Here is a 22,894-nt window from a genome sequence, read left to right on the forward strand (position 1 = left end):
CGGACCTCTGAGCTGGTCGGCGTCATACATCGGAGCGTCCTCCGATGTGCCTGATCTCGTCGCCCTGGTCGGGCAGCATGCCGAGCACGGCGCCGGAGTCCCAGCGGACGGCGACGCCGCCCATCGGTTCCACCCGGATCACCGTGCCCTGGTCGCCCGGCCGGAGCCGGGTGTAGGGGTCGGTCGTGGCGATGAACTCCACGCGGTCGCCGGGAGCGAAGTCCTTGAGGTTCATCAGGCCTCGTCCGCCACATCGAATGCTGCGACGATCATGCCGATTGCGTCGGGAGTGCTGGAACATGGGATTGCGTCGTTCAGGCGGTCGATCTCGCCGTCTGTGAGCTGCCTGCCAGCCCAGCTCTCCAGCTGGCCGCGCGTGAGGATCAGTCCGTCTACCATCACAGGTCCTCCTGGCTGATGATGATCGTGAACCGGCGGCCGGAGTAGGCGACGATCACGGTGTCGCCGCCGTTGTAGTCGAGGGCTTCGGGTGTGGGCAGCTTGTCGGAGTTGTCGGAGACGATGAGCGCTTGGAGCAGCCCGTCGTGGACCTCGGTGGCGATGTCGTCAATCGTCGGCAGATGCATGGGCGATTCCTCTGGTGTGGGGGATGCTGGCTCCGCCCTGCGGCGGAGCCAGCAGAAGATCATGCGGTGGGTGTGGGCGCTTCGCGCAAAGTGATCCGGTACGGCTTGCTGCCGAACCGGATCGGTTCGCCGTGGTTGGTGACGAGGAAGGCGTAGAGCGTTCCGCAGCTTTCGCAGAGGTTCCACCAGACCGGCTCGGAGGGGCCGATCGGGTTGGTGCCGTGGCGGAACATGCGCGCGATCGGCCGCTCGGTCTCCCAGACCGGAACGGCCAGCTGCTTTCGGGAGTAGGCGGTGTAGGCCGCGAGCGTCATCAGCTCGATCCGGGTGTCGGTGCGGACGAGGAAGACCACGGGGTTCTGCGCATCCAGCGGCAGGGCGTGGCGCGTCACCGCCGCGAACCCTGCGCCCCGGTCGCGGATACGCGGTTGCTACCGCCGATGTCGGCCTGGTCGCCGGCCGCCCGCCCAGCGCTGTAGCCGGAGGCGTTGGTCAGCGTCCGTTTCGGCGCCTTGCCGAGTTTCGGGTATCGCTTCTCGAAGGCCGTCTGGACCGCCTGTTCGCGGCTGGCCAGGACCAGCTCTGTCGAGCGGCCCGTGGTGGACGTGGTGTCGGCGGGGCGCGGTTCGCGCGTCGCGGCGCGCTCGGCTTCCAGGATGCGTTCGTAGACCCGGCTGGAGAAGCCGAGCATCCAGCCCTTCTTGAACGCGGTGGAGCTCTTGCCTTTGCTGTCGCGGGCGGTGCGTGCGCCCTTGCCCATCTGGAGCTGGAGGGAGGCGTTGAGCAGTTTGACCTGTTCCAGATCGGAGGCGTGGCCGACGATCGTCACCCGGTAGCCGTTTGGCATCTGCATGTAGACGGAGCGGCACCGCTTGGCGAGGGCGATGTTGACCAGCAGGGCGCGCCGGTCGACGCCGTAGGAGGTTCCGATGAGGATCTCGAAGGTGGTGACTTCGTCGGCGACTTGGCCGCTGTCGGCGAGGTGGGCCATCTCGACGCCGTACTTGGCCATGAGCTTCAGTGCCGCCGCCATGTAGGTGTCGGCTTCGGCCTCGAAGTTGGTCGCCTGGGCCTTGGCGAGAAGGCCCTGGATGCGCTTGAGCGTCTTGTTGGACACGTCCACGTGGACTCCGTTCGCAGGCATGGTTCGGGTGAGGGCAGGCGAGGGCTAGTCGCCAGCTTTTTCGCTTGCGTTCTCCGGGGTTGACCTGCCGGTTTACGCTTCGCGATCACTCGCATTCTCTCAAATCAGATGCGTTTTCGCAACTTATGCGAGAGTGCTCTGAGAGCTCGATAGACAGCGACTAAAGCAACCCGAAGGGAGCGGACCCGACAGGGGTCGGGGACCGTCACGGACGCTCACAGACGCATACAGATCCCTTTCCCGGTCCAGCATGCAAGCGCTTTCGCATGCTGAAGTCGGCGGTTCCGTTTGCGCAAAAACCGGAATCGTGGGATCACTTAGGGGAAGACGACTCCTGAGCCGGATGGAGAAGGCCAGCCTTATGGGAAGGGCAAAGCCGCAAGAACAGGCCGCCGACGCAGCTCCGCAGGCCGTGTTCGTCGATCCCGGCAAAGGGACCAGCACGCCGAAATCCGAACAAGCAAAACCGCTAGTGCCGCGCAGCCGCCGAGAGCTGGAAACCGCGCCCCGCCGTATCAAGCAACCCACCGAACGCGTCCGCCTCTCCGTACGAATCGAGCAGACCGTCAACGCCCGCCTCACTGCGACCTGCGCCGTCACGGGCGGCGGCCCTCAGCACGTCATCGAGGACGCCCTCAACCTCTACTTCGACGCCCTCGGCGTCCCCGAGGACCTGCCCCTCCCGCAGGGCGAAAGGGAACTGCGAGAGCGCACCCCCCGCAAACGCAGCCACGGCACCGCACACCTCGACTTGGCCCCCATCGGCGTCCGCCTGCTGCCGCTGACGGACGCGAGGTTGACTTACGCCTGCGAGAACATGGCGATGGGCCCCCAAGACATGGTCGAGACGGCACTGAACGCGTACTTCATGCGCCTGAAGATTCCGCACCATGTCGAGCCGAACTCGGTCAAGAAGGTTCTTGAGGGCGAAATCCAAGCCTGAGCAGGCCCCCGCCGCGCTCAGGCCGGATCTCCCCCAGCGAGTCAGCCAGGAGCCGGTGCCCCTCTTCGGCGGACAGCAGATCTTCCGCCGGGCGGCAGCCGTGCTCACACAGCATGACCGGGCTGTCCACCGCACCCCACAGCCGACACAGCATCGGCCTGCCTGGCGCTTCGTAGACAGAGCATTTTCCGTCCTCCAATGCCGGGCATTGGTATCCGCCCTCAAGCAGCTGCTCCAAAGCTCGCTGAGCCGTGGGGATCCGGTAGCCGGCCTCGCGGATTCGTTGGTGCTCTCGCGGGCTCATGCCGATCGGGCCGCACGATTCCTGGCACAACCCCCGGCAGCCGACATCGGGGACTTGCGCGTACAGCGCAGCCAGTCGCGCGTCTTCGAGCTCGTTCCAACGGCTCACAGTGCCTCCAGAGCATGGGGGATGAAAGGGGAAGGGTGCGAGCGGAGCACCCGCTCGCACCCGAGCAGTGCTAGCGGTTGGCGACCTGGCGGCCGGTCACGTTCACCAGCTCCTTGAAGTCAGAGCCGGGCCGGAATTTGGGTGCCCAGCTCTCCGCGACCTTGACCTCGACCCCGGTAGTGGGATTGCGGGCAGCACGGGCAGGCTTGTGGACCTGCTCGAACGAGCCGAACCCGGTGATGCTCACCTTCTCGCCGGTGGCCACGGTGTTGGCGATCACGTCGAGCACAGCGTTGACCACCTCGGCGGCCTCGTTCTTGGGCAGCTTGGCCTTCGCAGCCACGGCCGCGATGAACTCACGCTTGTTCATGATCGATCTCCTGTTTCCCTTTGCAGTGCGGACATTCTTACCGCCAGCGTTTCCGCTGGCGGACTAGTCGGCCGGTCCATCCGGCGCGACGAACTCCAGGACGTGGACCCGGCGAAGAGACAGCGGCGCCATGGGCGCATCGATCCCCCCGCCGAGCTCCAAGCGCCTCACGTCGGCCTGCGCGGCGTCGGCGAGGGCCCTGGAGAAGCCATCAGGGCTTTCAGAAAACGGCAGGTCAGGACTCCCCCCATAAAGGGTGATCTTGTGGGCGAGGACACTGCCGTAGGTGGCGATGTAGTCAGCACGGAAGCGGCGGCGCAGTGACGGCGACCACTTCGGATCGTGCTCGGTGTCCGGCAGCGCCCGGAGGTGGCCGTTGTAGATCTTCAATGCGGCCTTCGACGCCTCGTCGATCTCCGCCAGCAGGTCGGGCAGCCTGAGCTCGACCTGCCCGGCCAAGCCGCCGAGTCCGCCGAAACGCAGCAGGTAGCCGCCCCACCGATCGCGCGGCGAGTCCCCCGGACCGTATGTCGGCAGGATGCAGCCGTACGCCTTCACGATCGACACCATCGCCAAGTAGCGGGCCTTGCCGTACCCGCCGGTCTCCGGGATGGCGAGGCTGCGCCACTCGTACCACTCTTGCGCGCGTTCCTGCCGCAACCTGCGGCGCAGCGCCTCAGCCCTCTCGTCGGCGGCGGCACGTTCGTGCTCCGTCGTGCCGCGCCGCGCCAGTTCTTCCCAGGCGGCGAGCCGTGCGGCGAGCTTCGCGATCGGGTGCACGCTCGCCTCAGCCGGGGATGACGACGAGGAGAGCTCTGACCAGCGTCCCCGACGCCTTGAACGTCTCCGGCGGCAGCCGCTCGATCCAACCGGCGCGGGCCTCGACCATGCCACGGAAGGCGACGGCAGCGGTTCTCGTACTATGCGCCACTCCCGCGCTCATGACGGCGACCAAGGTCCCGCCCGGCTTGACGAACCTGAGCGCGTGGTTGACGTGCTCGATGTCCTTACCGGATCGGAACGGCGGGTTCATGATCACGGCGTCGTAGCCATCCGGGCGGAGCTTTTCGTGTCCCGGTTCGACGGTGAGGAAGTCAGCGGCCAAGACCGCCCGAGCGAAGCCAGCGTCAACCAGCTGACCCGCCATGCCCGGGTGGAACTCCACGCAGTCCACCAGCCCCCCGCGCGCCGCAGCCGCTCGCGCGATGTTCCCCGTGCCCGCCGAAGGCTCCAGCACCGTGACCCCCGCCTGAACCCCGGCATGGGCCACGAGCCGAACGGCGAGCGCCGGAGGGGTGACGAACACCTCCAGATGCGCCGACGCCGTGGTATTCACCGCGGCGACCTTCGACTTGAGCGCGGCCATCGCTTCCTGGTCCACGATCGGCGCGACCGCCACCTTCTCCCGCTGCGCCACTGGCCGACGCCTGGTGGCGGCGACGGTGACCGGCCCATCGTCGGCAGCGGCCACCTGCTGCTTGTCGTAGGCGAGCTGGTCCTCCAGCTGCGCCTTGCGGGCCAACAGCTGCTCGCGCTGCTCGCCGGTGACGGGCTGGTGGGTCTCGATGTAGTACGGCTTGCCATGGTGGTCACGGAACACCCGCTCGTAGCCGTTCAGGCGCCGCTGGATGCCGCGCAGTTCGGCCTCCGCAGTCTTGATCCGGCGGGCGGTCACACTCGGGCGGGCTGAGTAGGCGGCGGCTGAGCCGACCGCGTTCGCGCGACGTGCCGTCTCGTGCGCGAGGTCGCTCTCCTGCGCGCCGGTCTGCATCGCCCGGTCGATCTTCTCCCGATCCTTGCGGGCTCGCCGCTCGGAGGGGTGGCCGACGAGGATCGGCTGACCCATCGGGATGCCGTCCGCGATCTGGTGTGCCCTGTCGTACGCGGAAGCGGCCCGGCCGGCATGACGGTCCGCCTTGTTCGCCAACGCGTGGCGACGATCCTCCAACCGGTCGGCCTGATCGGCGAGCACCGTCGCCCGGTCGCGGTGCTCGTCGTCGATCGAGACTTCCACCTCGAACCCGGCCTCGCGCAGCTTCTCCGCACCCCGGTTGATCGTCCAGCGGTCGGCGACCCGGTCGCGGGAGTGCCGGATACCGATGGCGCGGATAGACGGGAAGTAGTGGAATCCGATCGGCTTGAGGATCTCCCAGGCCCCATCGCCCTTTCTCGTGCCCTCGACCAGCGTGCCGTCGACGTGGGTGTGCCTGATCGTGATCACAGGTCGTCCTCGTCTTCCCCCGCCGCGACGATCTCCTCGGCGAGCGTCAGAGCGGCGCCGGGGTCAACCGCAGGGCCGGAGCGCAGCGCGAACACATCGCACGTGGCGGGGCACTCCGTGGTCGTGTCGTCGGCGCTGGCCGGGGTTGTGCCGCAGAACAGGCAGGTCTCGATCGGGCGGGTCTGGCGCGCGTCGAACGTGCCGCCCTTGACGAACCAGCGCGCCTTGGGCGCGATCGTGATCTCGCCCTTCTCGCTGGCCTTCTTGTCCTCCTCGCCGTCCTCCTTCTTGCGGCCCGCGCGGCGGAAGGTGACCATGCCTTTCTCGCCGCTCTTGACGCAGCGGCCCTGGGTGAGCCAGTACTGGTAGCTGCCGCAGTGGGAGATGGGCCTGCGCTGCGCGGCCAGGAGCAACGCGTTCTGCAGCGAGTAGCCAGGTTCGTCGCTGGCGGGGTCGTGCTTGACGCCGATGCTGGCCGCCATCGCGCAGAACAGGTCCAACTCGCCGGGGTCGGCGAGGAGCAGCGCGGCGTAGTTTTCCAGCAGCGCGTTGGCCACCGCCTTGTTCTCGGCGGCCTTGTTCTTCATGTCGTCGGTGACGCGTCGGCGCTTACGCCGGGGCGTGGTCGTTCGTGCCATTGTCGGGTGAGGTCCTTTCGATAGCGGTTTCGCTTGCGGGTTGGTGCGGGCGGCTCGTGGCTGTCGAGCCGCCCGCAGTCGGTCAGGGCGTACGAAGTGGGGCCGTCTCGGAAGTCGGCGTGGCGGTTTCGGTGGCGAGGTGCGCGGGGTCGAAGCTGGGGTACCGCTCCGCGTCGGCCCGGCACAGGCCGTAACGCCAGCTGTCGACGGTGATGGCCACCTCGGCGACGTCGTCGCAGCCGGGCGCCGCGCACGGCCAGTCGGACTCCAACGGCCGGACGAGGTTCGACCAGGTGACGGGGCTCATGCGTCTACCCCGGTTATGGCCCGCAGGGCGGCAGCGGCATCCTGCCAGTTGTCCGCCTTCTCGAAGTCGTTGGAGTGGTTCGCGCAGGGTAGATCCGGGATCCCGGAGTCCTTGGCGGTCAGATCGCAGTCGACGCAGAATCCAGAGTCGCGGAACTCGGCGGCGGCCTCCTCCAGGCCGTACAGAATGTTCCGCACCAGGCCCTCGGTCAGAACGACAGGGATAGGCCGGTCGGGGTCGTAGGTGGACACGTCGATCATGGCGCTCTCCTCAGGCATCAGGCATTCATGCCAGCGTTTTCGCTTGCGGGTCTGGAGTACTCGTCCACCCAGGCCAGGCCGCCCCGGTCGAGGACGAGCTGGGCGCGGGTCACCGTGACGTAGGCGAGCATCGCGTCGGCCGCGCTGACCTTTCCGGGCTTGTCGTCGGCCGTACGCTTCGGCTCGGGGAAGTCGTCAGCGACCCGCACCCGGTGCCACTCCCGGCCCTTGCTCTTGTGCGCGGTGGACAGCACCACGTCGGCGCGGTCCTCCGTGGACAGGCCCTCGATGAGCGAGATGATCTCGTCCGGCCCGAACTGGTCGATCAGCCGCACCATGGGCTCCAGGTCGGAGCCGGACTCCTCCTGCCCGACGTAGTCCTGAACCTGGCCCCAGTTCTGAAAGGCGAACAGTTCGGGGTGCGCGCACCCAGCCCCCGCCTTCAGCTGGATCGCGGCTTCGGCCAGCGACTTGATCTGGCTTCCGCCTCCGACGATGGCCACCCGGCGGTGTGCCTCCATCTGCTCGACCGCATGTCGCAGCGTGGCCGCGTTGGTGCGGCACAGGATCGCGTCCGGGTCGGGCAGCTCGTCGAGGCGGGAGTTGATCTGGTCGAACCCGGCCAGCCGAAGGGGCGCCTCCAGGAGGTCGAGCCACTTGTTCGCTTCTTCCGCAACCGCTTCACCGAAGCGAAAACTCTGCGACAGCGTGAGGCGCACCCCGTCGAAGGAGGCCATGGCGTTAGCACTGCCGCGCCAACCGTAGATCGACTGAGCGGAGTCACCCACGATGATCTTCTGAGCGTTCCGCTGCCCCTCCACGATGGAGATGACCGGCGGGTTGGAGTCCTGCGCCTCGTCCAGAAGCACATAGTCGTAGGGCAGTCGCGGCTCGGACAGCGACCAGATCTTCAGGTAGGCGTCATGGGAGAACGGGAGCCGCCCGTCCGTCCGGCAAATGTCGGCCCACGCTGCTGCCGCGAGCGGCGGCACCACCGTGCGGAGGACGGCCATCGTGTCGTAGTCGTCCAGGCCGGTGAGACAAGGCACAGGCTGGTGGGTGATCTCGGTGTATCCGGACTGGCAGAACCGGGCGACCGTCACCATGACGACGCGGGCCAGCATCTGCGGCGAGATCAGCAGATCGTTGACGCGGACCGGCTCATTGATCTTGAGCGCTTTGGCGATGTCGAAGGCCCGCATCCGAGGGGCCTTGAGACGACGGGCGTACAGGCGGCCCACCGCGCCGAAGGCCAGGGAGTGGGCGGTCTTGCACGTGACGTCGGACGGGAACGACTTGGCCGCGTCGGCCTGGATGCTCTTGTTGTACGCAAGGTACAGGCCCTTTCTGCCGCGGGTGGTGGCGGCGCACATCTTCAGGGTGGAGCTCTTTCCCGCTCCGGCGCCAGCCTCGATCACGAGGTTCTTGCCGGTGAGGTAGGCGTCGATGACGGACTGCTGCTCGATCGTGGGGGTGGGGGCCATGGCCATCTCCTTCGGGTGGGAGCCGCTGCCCCGGCTTGCTGGGGCAGCGGCGGCGGTGTCAGGCTTGAACGGTGCGCATCGCGTCGCGGATGTTCACGCAGTACTCCAGGGCGAAGGCGATCGCCTCAGCGGCCATCTGCGGGCCCCAGTCCTGGGTGCCGAGGACCTTGATGAGGGCCTGGCGGACGTCGCCGAAGGCGTGGTCCTCGCCGGTCAGGGCCGGGTCCGCTGCCTGCTGGAGGGCGCGGAGGTTCAGCAGCAGGCAGTCGGCGAGGACTAGGGCGGGCAGTTCGTCGCCGCTGCCGAGACCCTCCGCCATCTTCTTCAGGGGGATCAAGCTGTACATCGGAGCTCCTCGGTCGGGTGAGGCCGGACCGCGCTGGCAGGACGCGGCCCGTGAGCGGTTTGGCTTGCGAATTAGTGGCCCGTGTTCCGGCAGACCGGCTGGCCCTGGCAGACGGTGACCGCGATCCCGTCGCAAGTCCGGCAGAACGAGGGCGCCCCCTCCAGCACCTCGTAGGCCGCGTCGATCGCGGCAGCGACGATCAGTTGAGCGTTACGTCCCGTCGCCGTGTCCACGGTCGCCCCCACCGCTCCAGCCGCGCTGGCGGCGGCAGCGTGGGCAGCGTCGTCCACCCGTTCGTGCAGTTCCTTCCACGTGAGGCCGTAGCTGTCGAGGGGGGCAAGCTGGGCCGCCGCCCAGGCCACGGCGTCGACGGTGTGCTCGACACTCGCTCCCGCCTCACGAGCCTCGGCGGCCTTCACAAACAGTGGGAGCGGCTCACCGTCGTGGTAGATCACCGGCGGCGGAACCCGGGTGGCGTCGTCGGCTGCCACTTCGGCCTGGAAGCACCTGCCGTTCTCTACCCAGAGAGAGCCATCGGAGCGCTGCCAGCCGTGGCTGGAGAGGACCTGGTCCCAGTCGGGGGTGGGCTGACAGAAGCAGGTGCGGGTGTCGATGACGGCGATCACTATGTCGGTGGCGTAGAGGGATTCGCTGCCTACCTCCGGCTCGTCCGTGTCGGCCTGGGTGATGACGAGCAGGTGGTTGCGGGGCAGCTTGTCCCCGTTGAGGTCTGTGAGGTAGATGTCCGCTTCGATGATGCCGGTGGCGACGTAGCGGGTGCGGGTCATGGCGTTCCTTCCGGGAAATGCCGCAGGGACCGGCGTCTGCCGGTCCCTGTTGGCGGTTTGGCTTGCGGGATGTGATCTGGTGGTGTGCGATTGAGCCGGTCAGGCGGGGTCCGTTCTGGCGGTGTTTCCGCAGCTCAGAGCATGTTTGATCTTCAGCAATACTCTCACGACGCTTGCGTTTTCGCAACCTAAGAGATCACCGTGCTGTGACCAGCTCAGACAGTCCCGAGCAGCTCTCAGACCGACCATGAGACACCAGGGGGACGGACAGAGCAGACCAACCCAAACGTCATGCAGCGACTCTCACAGACGCTCTGAATGCTCCCCAGGCCGGAGCCGCTTCACCAGCCGATACCGCGACAACTTGCCCTTCCCCTCACGCGCCAGTACTCCCTCCGCCGCCAGGACCATCACAGCTCTGCCAAACGTCGGCAACGTCGCCCCCACTCGCATCCGCAACTCGCGAGCACCGAGCATCTCACCCCGCATCTCTACCAGCGCCCGAACGATCTCCGTCTTGACGGCGTCGAGTGTCGGCTGAGCAGACATCGGCTTCAACAGCATGTACCGAGTGATCGGCCCTGCCCCCTCCCGCGCCACCACACCAAGCGACACCAGATCCCGCATCGCGCGGTTGAACGTCGGCGACGAAGCTCCAGCCGATACACGCAGTTCCCCCGCACCCAGCGACCGGCCGCCCGCGTCCGCCAGCATCTGCACCACCAGCTCTATAACCCGGTCCATCTGAGCTTTCCCGCCCAGACGAACCCGCTTGGCTCCTCCCTCGAATGTCGGGTAGATCCACAGCCATGCCTGTTCATACGAAGGCTTCTCCACCGAGACGCGCTCGATCACCTGCATCAGTAAGGAGCGACGCTCCAGCACACCCAGACTCGGCCATTCCGCCACGAGGCCGTCCATGACCTGCCGGGCCGCCCGATGCGAGATCCGAGCCTCTTCAGAATCCACCTCCAGCTGCCGAAGCGATTCCCGGAACCCCTGCTGCTCCGCGAGCAGCGCATCGCGGGTGCGCAGATACGAATCCTCTGGGATCAGGCGGCGGGTCAGCAGAATGGTCTGGTGGTCGAGATCTGCCGCCACCCGCTCCAGTTCCTTCGTCAGCCGACGCACGTCCTTCTCACGCTGCGCAGGCTCAACAGTCACGGCCGCGGCCGCAGCCTCGATCTCCGGCGCCCAACCCCGAAGGACGCCCAGCACGGCCTCGTCCACCGCGCGCAGAGGCACATGCCGCGATCCGCACACCTCCTCATCGTGGCGAGCCCTGGATCCACAGAAGAACGACGCGGACTCCTGCTTCAGGTGCATGCCACCGTCGCAGTGCCAGCAGGTGATGAACGACACGTAGTGATGGACGGAACGGACCCGGCGAATGACCTTCCCAGCTCGGAACGCCTGGTACTTCGCCCACAGCTCTGAGCTGATGAGAGCGTCATGAGCCCCAGGCCGAAAGACCTTGCGCAGGCAGCGCGAGGGCCTGCGGCAAGCACACTCCGGATCGTGGATGCGGATCAGGCCAGCGGCGAAGCCCCTGTCCATGAGCTGCAGAACGGTCTCGGCGCTCCACAGAAGACCGCCGGAGGTCCTGAAGCCCCTCCGATTCAGCTCACGGGCCAACGACGCGAAGTTCTGGTCCACGACCCACGTCTCGTACAGCTCGGCGTGCATCTCGGCCGCGCCCGACTCCATGTCCGGCTCGTAACGCTCTTCGCCGTCAGATGGGTCTCGTAGGGTGTGCGTCGGCGAGAGAGGGTGAGGCATCCGCCCGCGCCGGATGTAGCCGAAGTAGGCGCGGCCGTAGGGCGGCAGGCCCCGGGCGACCCGGTTCTGATACGCATCGGCCCACGACTCGCCAGCCCGGTCCGACTCGAAAGCGGCAATCTCCATGAGCACGCCGCGGGTCAGCTTCCCCACCGCAGTTCGCGCGTCCACCTCCTCGGTGGAGGAGATCAGCTCGCCACCGGCCGCTTCCACTCGGGCGAGGTTGAGCTGGTTCCCGGTCCGGTTCCGGCCGAACCGGGAGTACTTCCAGACGAGGATTGCCTTGGTTGTCCCCTTCTCGACCTGGGCAATCGCGTGCATGATCTTGCGCTGGAATGTCCTTCCGGACACGTCCAGGTCTTCTATCCAGCCGCCTTCCGGCCACATGCCCGGCGGGATGTAGTAACCCCGCCGGGCGGCGTAGGACTCAATGGAGTCACGCTGAATGGCTGGTGAGATTTTCTCTTCCAGCATCATCGAGACGCGGATGTACCCGATCGCCGGAATCAGGCCCGCGGCGGCCAGCGCGCCGGTTCTTGATTCGCTCATGCGTCATGCTTGCACCAACGTAAAGCGTGGGCACGAGAACCAGCGTCAGCAGCGTCGAGCTGATCAGACCGCCGATCACCACGATCGCCAGCGGCTGCGAGATGAACCCACCGGCCCCGGTCAGCCCCACCGCCATCGGCACCAGCGCGCAGATCGTCGCCACCGCCGTCATCAGGATCGGCCGCAACCGCTGACGGCCACCCTCGACGACCGCCTCGACGATGCCCATCCCCTGCTCGCGATACTGGTTGATCAGGTCGATCAGCACGATCGCGTTGGTCACGACGATGCCGATCAACATCAGCATGCCGATCAACGCGGGCACGCCCAGCGCCGTGTCGGTGGCCACCAGCAACCCCACCGCGCCGGTCGCCGCGAACGGCACCGACACCAGCAGGATCAGCGGCTGGACGAACGACCGGAACGTCGCCACCATGATCATGAACACGATCGCGATCGCCGCCAGCATCGCCATGCCGAGGTCGGAGAACGCCTCGTCCTGCTCGGCGGACGCGCCACCCATCGTGTACTTCGCGCCGCCGGTCAGCTTCAGCTCCTTCAGCTTCGCCGTCAGCGCCTGCGTCACCGAACCCAGCTCGTCGGCCGGGGCCTTCGCCGACACGGTCGCCGAACGCTCGCCCTCGATCCGTGAGATCTGCGTGGGACCGCCGACTTCCTTCACCTCCGCCACGGACGACAGCCGCACCAGGCCCGCCGCCGTCGGCAGCTTCAGCTTCTCGACCTCGGCCACGTCCTCGGGGGCGTCGCCGCCGCGCAGCACCAGGTCGGCGCTACGACCGTCCAGCGACAACTCGCCCAGCGGCGCGCCCCGGAACGCCTGCGCCACCGCCTGGCCGATCTGCGCCTCGGTCAGCCCCTTCTCCGCCGCCTTCTCCCGATCGACGTGCACCTCGACCCTGGGCGCGCTCGCCGCCAGGTTCGAGGAGACCTCCCGCAGCCCGGACACCTGGCCCATGGCGGACTCCACCGACGCGGCCGCCGTACGCAGCGCCTCGGTGTCGGGCGCCTGCACGATCACGCTGACCGAGTCGGACGAGAACGCTCCACCACCAACCCCGACCTTGACCTCGCCGACGCCTTCCAGTCCGGCGACCTGCTTGCGGATGGCGCTCTCGACGGCGGTCGCGTCCGCGTCCTCCTTGAGCGTCACCTGGAAGCTGGCGCGGTCGGCACCGCTGGCGCCGCCGCCGAACATCCCGCCGCCGCCACCGACGTTGACCTGGTACGTCCCGACGCCCTCGACCTTCTCCAGCGCCTGCTCGACCTTCTTGGCCGCCGCGTCCGTCGTCTTCAGGTCGGTACCGAGCGGCATCCGCTGCGAGACCGTCAGGGTGTCCTGGCCGGAGGCGTCCAGGAAGTTGGTCTCCAGCCGCGTCGCCAGGCCCATCGTCCCGGCGAGCACCAGCGCGCCGACGAGCAGCGTCACCCACCGGAAGCGGGTCGCGAACCGCAGCACCGGCAGGTACATGCGCTGCAGCGGGCTGCGCCGCTCCTTCGCCTCGACCTTCTCCCGCAGCGCCCGCGCCTCCTCAGGCGTCAGCTTCGGCGCCTTCAGGAACCAGTACGCCAGCACCGGCACCACCGTCAGCGACACGACCAGCGACGCCAGCAGCGCCACGGCCACCGTCACGGAGAACGGACGGAACATCTGGCCCACCATGCCGCCGACCACCGCGATCGGGGCGAACACCGCCACCGTCGTCAGCGTCGAGGCGGTCACCGCGCCGGCCACCTCACGCACCGCAGTCAGGATCGCCTGGAGTTTGGCCTCGCCGTAGGCGAGATGGCGTTTGATGTTCTCCAGCACCACGATCGAGTCGTCGACGACCCGGCCCACGGCGATCGTCAGCGCGCCGAGCGTCAGCATGTTGAGCGAGTAGTCGCCCAGCCACAGCGCGATCAGCGCGATCACCACCGACAGCGGGATGGACACCGCCGTCACCAGCGTCGAGCGTACCGACAGCAGGAACACCAGGATCACCAGGACGGCGAACGCCAGCCCCAGCAGACCCTCCGTGGTCAGGCTCGCGATCGACTCCTGCACATACGGCGCCTGGTCGAAGACGACGTTGACCGCCCGGTCCGAACCGTCGCCCAGCGCCTTGGTCAGCGCGGGCAGCTTCTCCCTGATCTCGTTGGAGATCGTCACGGCGTTGCCGTCCGACATCATCGTCACCGACACGCCGAGGCTCGTCAGGCCGTCGGTCCTGGTCAGCGTCGTCGCCTGGGCCAGGCCGCGCTCGATCGTCGCGACGTCGCCCAGCTTCACCGGCTTCGGCGCCCTGGGCGCCTGTGCCCTGGCCGAGGCGCCCGGCGGCATGCCGCCCTGGGGCGCGGCCTGCTGCTGCGGCGCGGCCGGGGTCAGGTACAGCGACTTCAGCTCGGCGATCGAGTCGACCCGCACGCCCACCTGCACCGGGAGCGACTTGCCCGCCTCGACGAGCGTCCCGGCGGGGATCGGCGTGCCGTTGGCCCGCAGCACGTCGGGGATCTGGGCGGCGCTCACGCCCTTCTTCGCCATTTTCTCCGCGTCGGCGGTGATCGTCACCACCTCGTCGCGGGTGCCGGTCACCGACGCCTCGCGTACCCCGTCGACCTCCATCAGCTCGGGAATCATGACCTGGTTGAGCTTGTCCGCCATCGCCCGCGCGTCGCCGCCGTCGCCGACGGCGAGGACCATCACCGGGATGTCGTCGGTGCTGCCCGCCCCCGCCTGCGGCTCGACGCCGTCCGGCAGCTGCGACTCGATCCGGTTGACGGCCTGCTGGATCTTGTTCAGCCCCGCCTCGATGTCGGTGCCGAAGGCGAACGACACCTGGATGGCCGCCATGCCCTCACTTGAGGTGGAGGTCAGCTTCTCGACCTCGGAGATCCCCTTGAGGGAGTCCTCGATGGGCTTGGTGACCTCCTCTTCGACGATCTCCGGCGACGCTCCCTGGTACGGCGCCACAACGGTCGCCGACGGGAACTCCAGCGAGGGGAGAAGCTGTTGTTTCAGTTGCGGGATCGTGAACGCGCCGAAGGCACTGAGCACCACCGCAACCAGGATCACGAGACTTCGGTTGGCAAGACTCAACCGAGCGAATGAGGTCATGGGGGTCCCTTTCAAGAATTCGCCCCACACTAACACTTCGCTTTGTACGAATATTTAGGGTGACCCGAGTTTCCTGATAGCCTTCTCAGGAAACGAGGGGTGAGTGTGGAGCGCGAACGCGAAGAACTGATCCAGCGGATCGTCGAAAGCCAGCGTGACCTGGGCAGAGTGTTCGCCCAACATCAATCGCTGCTCGACTCCAACCTGACGTTGCGCCAGTTGCAGGTCCTGCTGATCCTCTCCCAGTCAGGATCGGTGTCAGGACAGGACCTCTCCCAGCAACTCCACATCGGCCTCGGTACGGTCACCGGCATCGTCGATCGCCTCGTCGGCCACGGCCTCGTCAACCGCCACGAGGACCCGAACGACCGGCGCGTGCGCCGCATCCACCTCACCGAGGCCGGCGAGCAGGCCATCGGCGCGTTCAGCGAAACGGGCATGCGGCACTTCAGACTCCTGATGGAGCACCTCGACACCGGCATGCTCCGCACCATCGCCGAGATGAGCGGCCGCATCCTGGCCGTCGCCGAGAGCATCGACTTCGAGGGGTCCGAAGTGCCCAAGCCCCGCACCTTTACAAAGTAGACTCCAGGCTGCGCAGCGCGACGGGCAACACCCCCCGCGCCACCACCACCAGCGTGCCCCGCCCCAGCCCCCGACCACGGCCGGCACCGCCTCCGGGCCGCCTCGGACCGCGCGTGGCGGGCGGCCGCCGTGCCGTACCGGCTCGGGGGGTTCGAGGGACGGGTCCACCGCGCGCAGCACGTCGGCGGCGACGGTCGCGATCTCGGCGGGGGTCCGGTAGTTGACCCGCAGCCGCCGCTCGCGCCAGCGTCCCGCGAGGTGCGGGTCCAGCACCTGCGCCCAGGAGCGCGCCCCGGCGGCCGAGCCGGCCTGCGCCGGGTCGCCGACGATCGTGAGCGAGCGCGCGGGCACCCGCCGCATCCCGCAGCGTGAGCCGTCGCAGGCAACCTCCAGATCACCCTCCGGCACCCGCTGGCGCAGCCGCAGCGCCTCGGCCACCGCACGTGCCATCCCCGAATCGCCCTTCACCGCCGCCACCGGCGGCGAGAGTCGAGGGCGAGAAGGCCACCGCCGAGCATGTGATGGACCTCGGCCGGGGTCCGGCCGGCCACCACCTGCCCGCCCTGACCGTGCCCGGTGAGGCGCCGGCGCTGAAGCCGGCCCGATGACGGCTGCTAGCTTCACCGGATGTGTCTGACTATCTGAACGAACTCTTCTCCCTCGACGGCAGGCGCGCCCTGGTCACCGGGGGAAGTTCCGGCATCGGCCACGCCATGGCCGAGGCCCTCGGCCGGGCCGGTGCCGAGGTCGTCATCGTCGCCCGCCGCCGGCCCGAACTCGAAGCCGCCACCGCCCGCCTGGCCGCCCACGGCGTCACCGCGAGCTGGATCAGCGCCGACCTCGGCGAGCGCGCCGCCGTCGAGCACGTCATCGCCACGGCGGGCGAGGTGGACATCCTGGTCAACGACGCCGCCAACAACATCCGCAAGCCGATGGGCGAGCTCACCGAAGCCGACTACGAGCAGACCATCGCGGTCAACCTCACCGCCCCCTACCTTCTCGGGCAGCACCACGGCCCCCGCATGGCCGCCCGGGGGTGGGGGCGCATCATCAACGTGGGCTCGCAGCAGACCGTCAGCGCCTTCGGCGACAGCGGCGTGTACGGCGCCGCCAAGGCCGCCCTCGCCGGGCTCACCCGCTCGCAGGCCGAGGCGTGGTCGAAGCACGGCGTGTGCGTCAACACCGTCATCCCGGGCTTCGTCCTCACCCCGCTGACCGAGCCCGCGCAGGCGGTGCCGGGCCGGGTGGAGGCGCTGGCCGCCAGGCACATGGCCGGGCGCAACGGGCTGCCCGCCGACTTCGCGGGCGCCGCCGTCTTCCTCGCGGCGCCGGCCGGCGCGTTCGTCACCGGGCAGATGCTGTTCGTGGACGGCGGCTTCGCCGTCCACTGACGCCGCCGATACGGCAGCCAGCACTACCGACGACCGGCCAGGCCACAGGATGGGAACCCCGGGAGCCGATCCCTAGCGTGATGAGCACATCGTTCATCCGGACAAAGGATCACTCTTGAGCAAGAACTCCCTGCGTCGCGGCCTGCCCGTCGCGGTGGCCCAGATAGCGGCCCTGACAGCGGCCCTGACAGCGGGGCTGTCGGCGGCCCCGGCTCTCGCGGACCCGGCGACCCGGCCCGCCGACGGGGCCCGGAGCGTCGTCGCGACCCTGGAGAAGCACGCCCGTCCGCTGCGCTCCACCGTCCCCGGCGGATCCGCCCGTGATCTGCGGGCGCTGGCGGCGCTGACACGCGGCGCGAGCATCGTGGGGGTCGGCGAGGCCACACACGGCTCCAAGGAACTGTTCACCGTGCGCGAGCGGCTGTTCCGGTACCTGGTGGCCGAGGAGGGTTTCACCACCCTCGCGCTGGAGGCGACCTGGTCGGCCGGCGTCCGACTCGACGCCTACGTGCGCACCGGCGAGGGCGACCTTCGCACGATCATCGACGAGGAGTTCCAGGAGTCCTACTCGGCGTGGCGGACCCAGGAGTGGGTGGACCTGTACGAGTGGATGCGGGAGTACAACCGCACCGCCGAACGCGAACTGCGCGTGATGGGCTTCGACATCGGCGACGTCAACCCCGAACAGTACCGGCGGGTACTCGACTGGGCCGAGCGGAAGCGGCCCGACCTGCTGGCGGGGTTGCGTGAGAACTACGCCGGACTGCTGGCGCTGCCGGGCGGCACCGCCGAGCGCATGGCCGCGCTCGGCAGCCTGCCGCTGGAGCGGCGCAAGGAGCTGGCCTCGGCCGCCGAGACCGCCTATCGCCTGGTCGAGCAGGCGAAGCAGGCGGGCGCGCGGGTCAAGCAGGAGGCGCGGGTCATCGCCCAGATGGCGGGCATGTACGCCCGCGAGGGCGCGGAACTGCACCGCCACCGCGACCTCGCCATGGCGGAGAACACCATGTGGTGGAAGCGCAACACCGGTCTGAAGTCGGTGGCCGCCGCCCACAACGGGCATCTCGGCTACGTGTCGGCGTGGCCGCACCAGTACCCGGTCACGCAGGGCGCCCATCTGCGGGCGATGGCCGGGCGGGAGTACGTCGCCGTCGCCACCTCGATCCACAGCGGCGAGTTCCTGGCGAAGAACCCGGCGAAGAACGGGAAGGTGGAGGTGTTCGACACGGGCGCGCCGAAGCCGGACAGCAACGAGGCCACCCTGGACCGGGTGGGCCACCGCGACTTCTACGTGGACCTGCGGCGCGCGGGCAAGGACCCGGCGACCCGAAAGTGGCTGGCCGAGGCCCGGCCGACGTGGACGATCCCGGCGACGTACATGCCGCAGGAGTTCGACCGCCCGCTGTCACTGGGCCGGGCCTACGACATCATGCTCCACCTGAACCGGGTCACGGCCGCCACGCCGCTGTCCTGACCGATCGGCACGGCCGCCCCACGCCGCCCTCTCGCGGCCTCCGGCGAGCGGTACCCGCCTGACGCTCGCCGTGACGACGCGATCTGGGCGTCGTCACGGCGGGCCGGGGTGCGGGGAGGAGCGTCTTCCTGGAGGCCGCCCGCCCACGGCGGCGGGTGGGGGTGGGGCGGGCGGGCCGTGACGGAGGAGTGCTCTAACTCCGCCCGTACTTACGGTGGGCGGCTTGTTTGCTCACCCCGATGGCGTCGGCGATCTGCGCCCACGACAGGCCCGCGATCCTGGCGCGGCGCACCTGGACCGCCTCCATCCGCTCGATCTCGCCCCGCAGCTCGCTCGTCGCCCGCAGGGCCCGCAGCGGGTCCTCGTCCTGTGCCCGGAGCATCAGGCCCGACAGATCGTTCGTCATACCCCAACGGTAGACCAGCGGGGGCGACCGCACATGCTCAGCGGCTCTCGGTCGCGAGCTTCACGCCGAGGCCGATGAGCACCACGCCGGACACCTGCTCCAGCCGCCTGCGGACCCCCGGCCTGGCGAGGAACGCCTTGGCCCGGGAGACCGTCCAGATGACCAGCGAGAACCAGACCAGGTCGACCGCCACCCAGATCAACGCCAGCGCCACCAGCATGACCGGGACGTTCTGACCGGGCGGTACGAACTGCGGCAGGAACGACATCGCGAACACCGCCGCCTTCGGGTTGGCCATGCAGGTGCCGAGCCCGGCCAGGTAGGCGCGATGCCATCCGTCGACCGCGACGGGCTCCTCCGTCTCGGCCCGCTTCCCCCGCGCCTGCCACAGCGCCTGGGCGCCCATGACCACCAGCACCACCGCGCCGACCACCCGCATGACGTCGTAGGCGACCTGCGAGGCCAGCAGCAGCGCCGTGAGCCCGAACGCGGCCGCGAGCGCCCACAGCAGGATGCCGGTCTCGTTGCCGAGCGTGGCCGCGAAACCGGACCCGCGCCCGGCCCTGATCGTCTGCCTGAGGATGATGGCGGTGCTCACCCCGGGCACCATGGCCACGAGAACGCACCCGCCGATGAAGGCCATTAACAGGTACATGTCATCATCATCCTCCGGCTGACCGGACAATGGGAGCGGATATGCGGATAACCCGCCTCGCCACCTACCTCGTCGGCGCCGATCCGCTCCGCGTCGAGGACACCCGGCAACTGCTCACGCGAGGCGCGGCGTCTCCGAGGTACGGCGGATCGCCGCCCTGGCCGAGACGTACGCCGCCACCGTGGCCCCGCACTGCCCGCTCGGGCCGATCGGCAGTCTCGCGGAATGGTGATCGGGGAACCGGTTGTCGGAATCATCCCACTAGATCACGATATTGGCGGCGTCGGCGCACAGCCGCGCGGTCCGCCGGGCCGCCAACAGGCCGACGTGGGCAAGCATTCACCACTCTGTTAGAGGGGCGGAACGTGCATGAACTACCCACGACGCGGCGTCCACGGAGAGGTCGTGGAGGACCTCGGCCGGCGGATCGTCGGCGGCGACCCCGGCACCGGCGGACGCCTTGACCCCATCGGCCTGGCCAAACGCTACCGGGTCAGCCAGACCGTGGTCCGGGAGGTGCTGAAGACCCTGGCCGCCAAAGGGCTCGTGGACGCCCGGCCCAAACGCGGCACGTTCATCCGCCCGCGCGGCGAATGGTCCATGCTCGACCCCGACGTGCTGCGCTGGCGCTTCGCCCATCGGGGCGACGGCCACATGCTGCGCGAACTCGCCGAGGTGCGCTCGGCCGTCGAACCCGCCGGCGCCCGGCTGGCCGCGCAGCGCCGTACCCCCGAGGAGATCACCGCCATCGAGGCGGCGCTCGCCCGGATGGCGGACACGCCCGTCGGCACGGCCGCGCACCGGGAGGCCGACCTCGCCTTCCACCGGCTGCTGCTGGCGGCGGCGCACAACGAGTTGCTCGACTGCCTCATGACCGTGATCGCCTCCGCGCTGTACACACGGGGACGTTTCACACACGCCAACAGCAGGCCGCCCGGACCCTCCGGCACCCACGGGGCGGTCCTCGACGCGGTACGGCGCGGCGACCCGGACGGCGCCGAGTCCGCCATGCGCGACCTGCTCATCCAGGCGGGGCAAGACACCGGCCTGTGAGGGTCAGCCGTACATTTTGGCCAGGTTCGCGATGGTCTCCGCCATGAGGCCGCGCAGCTGGGGCGGGTCGAGGACCTCGACCCGCTCCCCCAGCCGCAGCAGCAGCCACCGAGCGTGCGTGATCGACTCGACGGCGACCGTCAGCGTGCGCCAGCCGTCCGCGTCCGGCTCGCCCGCCCCGGCGAGCGCGGCGTCCACCACGTCCCCGCCGAGGGTGTAGCGCAGCAGGTCGTCGATGCCGGGCGCCACCCGGACGACGACCTCGGCGGTGTACATGCGTTCGCGGAAGTCCTTGGCGTACCGGCACCAGAAGTCCTCCAGGTCGAAGCTCTGCGGCCGCTCGAAGACCTCGGGCAGCGTCAGCGCCGACCGGATCCGCGCCACCCGGTAGGTGCGCGGGTGCTGCCCGGCGGGCGCCGCCACCAGGTACCAGGACCCGGCCTTCAGCACCAGCCCGTACGGCTCCACCACCCGTTCGACCACCTGACGGCCCCATCGCTGGTAGGTCATCCGCAGCGGGTGCTGCCCCCACACCGCCTCCGACACCTGGCTCAGGAAGGGCACCTCGTCGGCGTCGCGGTACCAGCCGGGCACGTCCAGGTGGAAGCGCTCGCGCATGCGGGCGGCGTGGGAGCGCGGCTCGGGCGGCAGCGCGGCCAGCAGCTTCAACCCCGCGTTCGCGGCCGAGTCGCCGAGGCCGAGCGCGGCTGCCGGGCCCGGCAGCCCGGCCAGGAACAGCGACGACGCCTCCGCCGCCGTGAGGCCGTTGAGCCGGGTGCGGTAGCCGTCGAGCAGCCGGTAGCCGCCCGCCGGGCCCCGGTCGGCGTACACGGGGACGCCCGCGCCCGCCAGGGCCTCGACGTCGCGGTAGACCGTGCGCACGGAGACCTCGAGTTCGGCGGGCAGNCCAGTTCGGCCGCCGTCAGCCTGCCCCGCGTCTGGAGGAGCAGCAGGAGGGACAGGAGGCGGCCGGCGCGCATGGCAGCACTCTACGGTCCCGGCCGCTATGGCAGGTCACGAGCCTGAGCGGGTCCTGAGCAGCACCGCCGTGAGGACGGCGGCACAGGCGACGAGACCGGCCGCCACGGTGAGCGCGGTGGAGAAGCCCCCCGCCACCAGCCCGGTGGAGCCGCCGGCGTGGCCCGCGCCCGTGGCCACCTGGACCAGTACCGCCACCCCGATCGCACCGCCGATCTGCTGTACCGAGCCGAACAGGCCGGAACCGAGCCCGGCGTCGTCCGCCGTGGTGCCGGTGAGCGCCGCCGCCGTCAGGACCGGCATCGCCAGCCCGGCTCCCAGGCTGGTGACGAGCATGCCGGGCAGCACCCCGGTCACGTACGAGTCGCCCGCCGCCGCGCCGGACAGCAGCAGCAGTCCCGCGGAGGCGACCAGGAATCCCGCGACCAGGGGCGGGCGCAGCCCGACCCGGGTCATGGCGCGGGTGGAGATCCGCATGCCGGTGAGGAACCCGGCGGCGAAGGGCATGTATGCGAGCCCGGTCTGCAGCGGGCCGTACCCGAGTCCGGTCTGCAGGTGGAGCATCACCAGGAACGCCATCGCGAAGAAGGCGGCGGAGAACGGCAGGGCCACGCCGTTGGCGACGGCGCGCGTGCGGTCGGCCAGGAAGCGCAGCGGCACCAGCGGCTCGGCCACCCGCGATTCCACCACGAGGAACGCCACGGCCAGGACCCCGGAGGCGACGAGGGCCACGGCTTCTTCCTCCAGCACCCCGTACACGAGGCTGACCACGGACGCGGTGCCGAGGAGCGTCCCCGGGACATCGAGACGTGTCCGCCCGCTCGCGCGGCTCTCCGGGGTGAGCCGGGGCAGCAGGACGAGGGCGAGCGCCACGACGGGCAGGTTGACCAGGAAGATCCAGCGCCAGGACAGGAAGTCGGTCAGCACTCCGGCGATGACCAGGCCCGTGGTCCCGCCCAGGGCCGCGATGCCGCCCCAGATGCTGAGGGCCTTGGCGCGCTCCTCCACGCCGGGATACAGCAGGCTGAGCAGCGAGAGCGCGGCGGGGCTGGCCATGGCCGCGCCCGTGCCCTGGACGAACCGGCCCGCCACCAGATGCCAGGGCTCCTGGGCGAGCCCGCAGGCGAGGCTGGCCGCGCCGAACAGCGCCACCCCGATGAGGAAGACCCGGCGGCGGCCCAGCAGGTCGGCCAGCCGGCCGGACAGCAGCAGGAGCCCGCCGAAGGCCAGGAAGTAGGCGTTGACCACCCAGGCCAGTCCGGGCGGGGTGAAGCCCAGTTCCGCGCGAAGGCTCGGCAGGGCGACGCCCACCACGTTGTCGTCCAGGACCAGCATGAACTGCACGAAGCAGAGAACGACGAGCGCCGCGCCACGGCGGCGCTTCGATGAAAGAGAAGGGGAATTACGCACGT

The 22,894-nt window shown here is 69.3% G+C and carries 25 protein-coding genes; 5 read left to right on the forward strand and 20 right to left on the reverse strand.

Annotation, left to right across the window (positions count from 1 at the left end):
- Nucleotides 1-22: 22 nt before the first annotated feature.
- Genes ABD120_RS08020 through ABD120_RS08040 form a run of 5 tightly spaced genes read right to left on the reverse strand, consistent with a single transcriptional unit; the run spans nt 23 to nt 1,731 of the window.
- Nucleotides 23-235, reverse strand: a complete 213-nt coding sequence (locus ABD120_RS08020) for a DUF4314 domain-containing protein (protein ID WP_343949085.1) — start codon at nt 233-235, stop codon at nt 23-25.
- Nucleotides 235-399, reverse strand: a complete 165-nt coding sequence (locus tag ABD120_RS08025; RefSeq protein ID WP_343949086.1) for a hypothetical protein — start codon at nt 397-399, stop codon at nt 235-237. The genes ABD120_RS08020 and ABD120_RS08025 overlap by 1 nt, the downstream gene beginning before the upstream one ends.
- The gene (locus ABD120_RS08030; RefSeq protein WP_343949087.1) at nt 399-587 is read right to left on the reverse strand and encodes a hypothetical protein; all 189 of its coding nucleotides are present in this window, start codon (nt 585-587) and stop codon (nt 399-401) included. Before ABD120_RS08030 ends, ABD120_RS08025 begins: the two co-directional genes overlap by 1 nt.
- 59 nt (nt 588-646) lie before the next feature.
- Nucleotides 647-979, reverse strand: coding sequence for a hypothetical protein (locus tag ABD120_RS08035; protein ID WP_343949088.1), 333 nt, complete (start codon nt 977-979; stop codon nt 647-649).
- On the reverse strand, nt 976-1,731 hold the full coding sequence (locus tag ABD120_RS08040; protein WP_343949089.1) for a DUF2786 domain-containing protein: 756 nt from the start codon (nt 1,729-1,731) through the stop codon (nt 976-978). The genes ABD120_RS08035 and ABD120_RS08040 overlap by 4 nt, the downstream gene beginning before the upstream one ends.
- Before the next feature lie 343 nt (nt 1,732-2,074).
- Here ABD120_RS08040 and ABD120_RS08045 point away from each other — a divergent pair, with 343 nt between their 5' ends.
- Entirely contained in the window at nt 2,075-2,674 is a 600-nt protein-coding gene (locus ABD120_RS08045) for a hypothetical protein (RefSeq protein ID WP_343949090.1), read from the forward strand.
- A gap of 482 nt (nt 2,675-3,156) precedes the next feature.
- Here the strand turns inward: ABD120_RS08045 and ABD120_RS08050 are convergent, their stop codons facing one another.
- The 11 genes from ABD120_RS08050 to ABD120_RS08100 all read right to left on the reverse strand — a co-directional run bounded on the left by ABD120_RS08050 (nt 3,157) and on the right by ABD120_RS08100 (nt 14,943).
- The gene (locus tag ABD120_RS08050) at nt 3,157-3,456 is read right to left on the reverse strand and encodes an HU family DNA-binding protein (protein ID WP_343949091.1); all 300 of its coding nucleotides are present in this window, start codon (nt 3,454-3,456) and stop codon (nt 3,157-3,159) included.
- Nucleotides 3,457-3,519: 63 nt separating this feature from the next.
- Nucleotides 3,520-4,236 (reverse strand): hypothetical protein, encoded by a 717-nt coding sequence (locus ABD120_RS08055; protein WP_343949092.1) that lies wholly within the window; start codon nt 4,234-4,236, stop codon nt 3,520-3,522.
- Between the two features lie 7 nt (nt 4,237-4,243).
- Nucleotides 4,244-5,677 carry a DUF3560 domain-containing protein gene (locus tag ABD120_RS08060; protein WP_343949093.1) on the reverse strand — a complete coding sequence of 478 codons (1,434 nt, stop codon included), beginning with the start codon at nt 5,675-5,677 and terminating at the stop codon, nt 4,244-4,246.
- Complete coding sequence (locus ABD120_RS08065) at nt 5,674-6,315, reverse strand: ArdC family protein (RefSeq protein WP_343949094.1); 642 nt, start codon at nt 6,313-6,315, stop codon at nt 5,674-5,676. Before ABD120_RS08065 ends, ABD120_RS08060 begins: the two co-directional genes overlap by 4 nt.
- Before the next feature lie 82 nt (nt 6,316-6,397).
- Complete coding sequence (locus ABD120_RS08070; RefSeq protein ID WP_343949095.1) at nt 6,398-6,622, reverse strand: hypothetical protein; 225 nt, start codon at nt 6,620-6,622, stop codon at nt 6,398-6,400.
- Entirely contained in the window at nt 6,619-6,882 is a 264-nt protein-coding gene (locus tag ABD120_RS08075; RefSeq protein WP_343949096.1) for a hypothetical protein, read from the reverse strand. The genes ABD120_RS08070 and ABD120_RS08075 overlap by 4 nt, the downstream gene beginning before the upstream one ends.
- Before the next feature lie 17 nt (nt 6,883-6,899).
- Nucleotides 6,900-8,366, reverse strand: coding sequence for a UvrD-helicase domain-containing protein (locus ABD120_RS08080; protein WP_343949097.1), 1,467 nt, complete (start codon nt 8,364-8,366; stop codon nt 6,900-6,902).
- Nucleotides 8,367-8,424: 58 nt separating this feature from the next.
- Nucleotides 8,425-8,712, reverse strand: coding sequence for a hypothetical protein (locus ABD120_RS08085; protein ID WP_343949098.1), 288 nt, complete (start codon nt 8,710-8,712; stop codon nt 8,425-8,427).
- Nucleotides 8,713-8,783: 71 nt separating this feature from the next.
- Nucleotides 8,784-9,500 carry a hypothetical protein gene (locus tag ABD120_RS08090; RefSeq protein WP_343949099.1) on the reverse strand — a complete coding sequence of 239 codons (717 nt, stop codon included), beginning with the start codon at nt 9,498-9,500 and terminating at the stop codon, nt 8,784-8,786.
- A 303-nt stretch (nt 9,501-9,803) separates the two neighbouring features.
- Nucleotides 9,804-11,828 (reverse strand): recombinase family protein, encoded by a 2,025-nt coding sequence (locus ABD120_RS08095; RefSeq protein ID WP_343949100.1) that lies wholly within the window; start codon nt 11,826-11,828, stop codon nt 9,804-9,806.
- Nucleotides 11,716-14,943: an efflux RND transporter permease subunit gene (locus ABD120_RS08100; protein ID WP_343949101.1), complete on the reverse strand. Its 3,228-nt coding sequence runs from the start codon at nt 14,941-14,943 to the stop codon at nt 11,716-11,718. Before ABD120_RS08100 ends, ABD120_RS08095 begins: the two co-directional genes overlap by 113 nt.
- 105 nt (nt 14,944-15,048) lie before the next feature.
- On the opposite strand from ABD120_RS08100, the gene ABD120_RS08105 reads away from it, so the two are divergent.
- The 3 genes from ABD120_RS08105 to ABD120_RS08115 all read left to right on the forward strand — a co-directional run bounded on the left by ABD120_RS08105 (nt 15,049) and on the right by ABD120_RS08115 (nt 18,390).
- Nucleotides 15,049-15,528 carry a MarR family winged helix-turn-helix transcriptional regulator gene (locus ABD120_RS08105; protein WP_343949102.1) on the forward strand — a complete coding sequence of 160 codons (480 nt, stop codon included), beginning with the start codon at nt 15,049-15,051 and terminating at the stop codon, nt 15,526-15,528.
- Nucleotides 15,529-16,157: 629 nt separating this feature from the next.
- The gene (locus ABD120_RS08110; RefSeq protein ID WP_343949103.1) at nt 16,158-16,919 is read left to right on the forward strand and encodes an SDR family NAD(P)-dependent oxidoreductase; all 762 of its coding nucleotides are present in this window, start codon (nt 16,158-16,160) and stop codon (nt 16,917-16,919) included.
- Between the two features lie 115 nt (nt 16,920-17,034).
- On the forward strand, nt 17,035-18,390 hold the full coding sequence (locus tag ABD120_RS08115) for an erythromycin esterase family protein (RefSeq protein WP_343949104.1): 1,356 nt from the start codon (nt 17,035-17,037) through the stop codon (nt 18,388-18,390).
- Between the two features lie 193 nt (nt 18,391-18,583).
- On the opposite strand, the gene ABD120_RS08120 is transcribed toward ABD120_RS08115, so the two are convergent.
- Both ABD120_RS08120 and ABD120_RS08125 read right to left on the reverse strand, forming a co-directional pair.
- The gene (locus ABD120_RS08120) at nt 18,584-18,796 is read right to left on the reverse strand and encodes a hypothetical protein (protein WP_343949105.1); all 213 of its coding nucleotides are present in this window, start codon (nt 18,794-18,796) and stop codon (nt 18,584-18,586) included.
- A gap of 37 nt (nt 18,797-18,833) precedes the next feature.
- Nucleotides 18,834-19,451 carry a LysE family translocator gene (locus tag ABD120_RS08125; protein WP_343949106.1) on the reverse strand — a complete coding sequence of 206 codons (618 nt, stop codon included), beginning with the start codon at nt 19,449-19,451 and terminating at the stop codon, nt 18,834-18,836.
- A 369-nt stretch (nt 19,452-19,820) separates the two neighbouring features.
- Between ABD120_RS08125 and ABD120_RS08130 the strand changes: the two genes are divergently transcribed.
- The gene (locus tag ABD120_RS08130) at nt 19,821-20,504 is read left to right on the forward strand and encodes a FadR/GntR family transcriptional regulator (RefSeq protein ID WP_343949107.1); all 684 of its coding nucleotides are present in this window, start codon (nt 19,821-19,823) and stop codon (nt 20,502-20,504) included.
- Nucleotides 20,505-20,507: 3 nt separating this feature from the next.
- Here the strand turns inward: ABD120_RS08130 and ABD120_RS08135 are convergent, their stop codons facing one another.
- Together ABD120_RS08135 and ABD120_RS08140 are read right to left on the reverse strand one after the other, a co-directional pair.
- Nucleotides 20,508-21,386: a helix-turn-helix transcriptional regulator gene (locus tag ABD120_RS08135; protein ID WP_343949108.1), complete on the reverse strand. Its 879-nt coding sequence runs from the start codon at nt 21,384-21,386 to the stop codon at nt 20,508-20,510.
- Nucleotides 21,387-21,518: 132 nt separating this feature from the next.
- Nucleotides 21,519-22,826 (reverse strand): MFS transporter, encoded by a 1,308-nt coding sequence (locus tag ABD120_RS08140; RefSeq protein ID WP_343949109.1) that lies wholly within the window; start codon nt 22,824-22,826, stop codon nt 21,519-21,521.
- Between the last annotated feature and the right edge of the window lie 68 nt (nt 22,827-22,894).

It is taken from the genome of Nonomuraea longicatena (assembly GCF_039525605.1).
GTDB classification, from domain to species: domain Bacteria; phylum Actinomycetota; class Actinomycetes; order Streptosporangiales; family Streptosporangiaceae; genus Nonomuraea; species Nonomuraea longicatena.

Excerpts from the sequence above, each read along its gene's own strand:
- ABD120_RS08020 (WP_343949085.1), bottom strand. The coding sequence starts at position 235 with ATGAACCTCAAGGACTTCGCTCCCGGCGACCGCGTGGAGTTCATCGCC.
- ABD120_RS08025 (WP_343949086.1), bottom strand. The coding sequence starts at position 399 with ATGGTAGACGGACTGATCCTCACGCGCGGCCAGCTGGAGAGCTGGGCT.
- ABD120_RS08030 (WP_343949087.1), bottom strand. The coding sequence starts at position 587 with ATGCATCTGCCGACGATTGACGACATCGCCACCGAGGTCCACGACGGG.
- ABD120_RS08040 (WP_343949089.1), bottom strand. The coding sequence starts at position 1,731 with ATGCCTGCGAACGGAGTCCACGTGGACGTGTCCAACAAGACGCTCAAG.
- ABD120_RS08045 (WP_343949090.1), top strand. The coding sequence starts at position 2,075 with ATGGAGAAGGCCAGCCTTATGGGAAGGGCAAAGCCGCAAGAACAGGCC.
- ABD120_RS08050 (WP_343949091.1), bottom strand. The coding sequence starts at position 3,456 with ATGAACAAGCGTGAGTTCATCGCGGCCGTGGCTGCGAAGGCCAAGCTG.
- ABD120_RS08065 (WP_343949094.1), bottom strand. The coding sequence starts at position 6,315 with ATGGCACGAACGACCACGCCCCGGCGTAAGCGCCGACGCGTCACCGAC.
- ABD120_RS08070 (WP_343949095.1), bottom strand. The coding sequence starts at position 6,622 with ATGAGCCCCGTCACCTGGTCGAACCTCGTCCGGCCGTTGGAGTCCGAC.
- ABD120_RS08075 (WP_343949096.1), bottom strand. The coding sequence starts at position 6,882 with ATGATCGACGTGTCCACCTACGACCCCGACCGGCCTATCCCTGTCGTT.
- ABD120_RS08080 (WP_343949097.1), bottom strand. The coding sequence starts at position 8,366 with ATGGCCCCCACCCCCACGATCGAGCAGCAGTCCGTCATCGACGCCTAC.
- ABD120_RS08085 (WP_343949098.1), bottom strand. The coding sequence starts at position 8,712 with ATGTACAGCTTGATCCCCCTGAAGAAGATGGCGGAGGGTCTCGGCAGC.
- ABD120_RS08090 (WP_343949099.1), bottom strand. The coding sequence starts at position 9,500 with ATGACCCGCACCCGCTACGTCGCCACCGGCATCATCGAAGCGGACATC.
- ABD120_RS08095 (WP_343949100.1), bottom strand. The coding sequence starts at position 11,828 with ATGAGCGAATCAAGAACCGGCGCGCTGGCCGCCGCGGGCCTGATTCCG.
- ABD120_RS08100 (WP_343949101.1), bottom strand. The coding sequence starts at position 14,943 with ATGACCTCATTCGCTCGGTTGAGTCTTGCCAACCGAAGTCTCGTGATC.
- ABD120_RS08120 (WP_343949105.1), bottom strand. The coding sequence starts at position 18,796 with ATGACGAACGATCTGTCGGGCCTGATGCTCCGGGCACAGGACGAGGAC.
- ABD120_RS08125 (WP_343949106.1), bottom strand. The coding sequence starts at position 19,451 with ATGTACCTGTTAATGGCCTTCATCGGCGGGTGCGTTCTCGTGGCCATG.
- ABD120_RS08130 (WP_343949107.1), top strand. The coding sequence starts at position 19,821 with ATGAACTACCCACGACGCGGCGTCCACGGAGAGGTCGTGGAGGACCTC.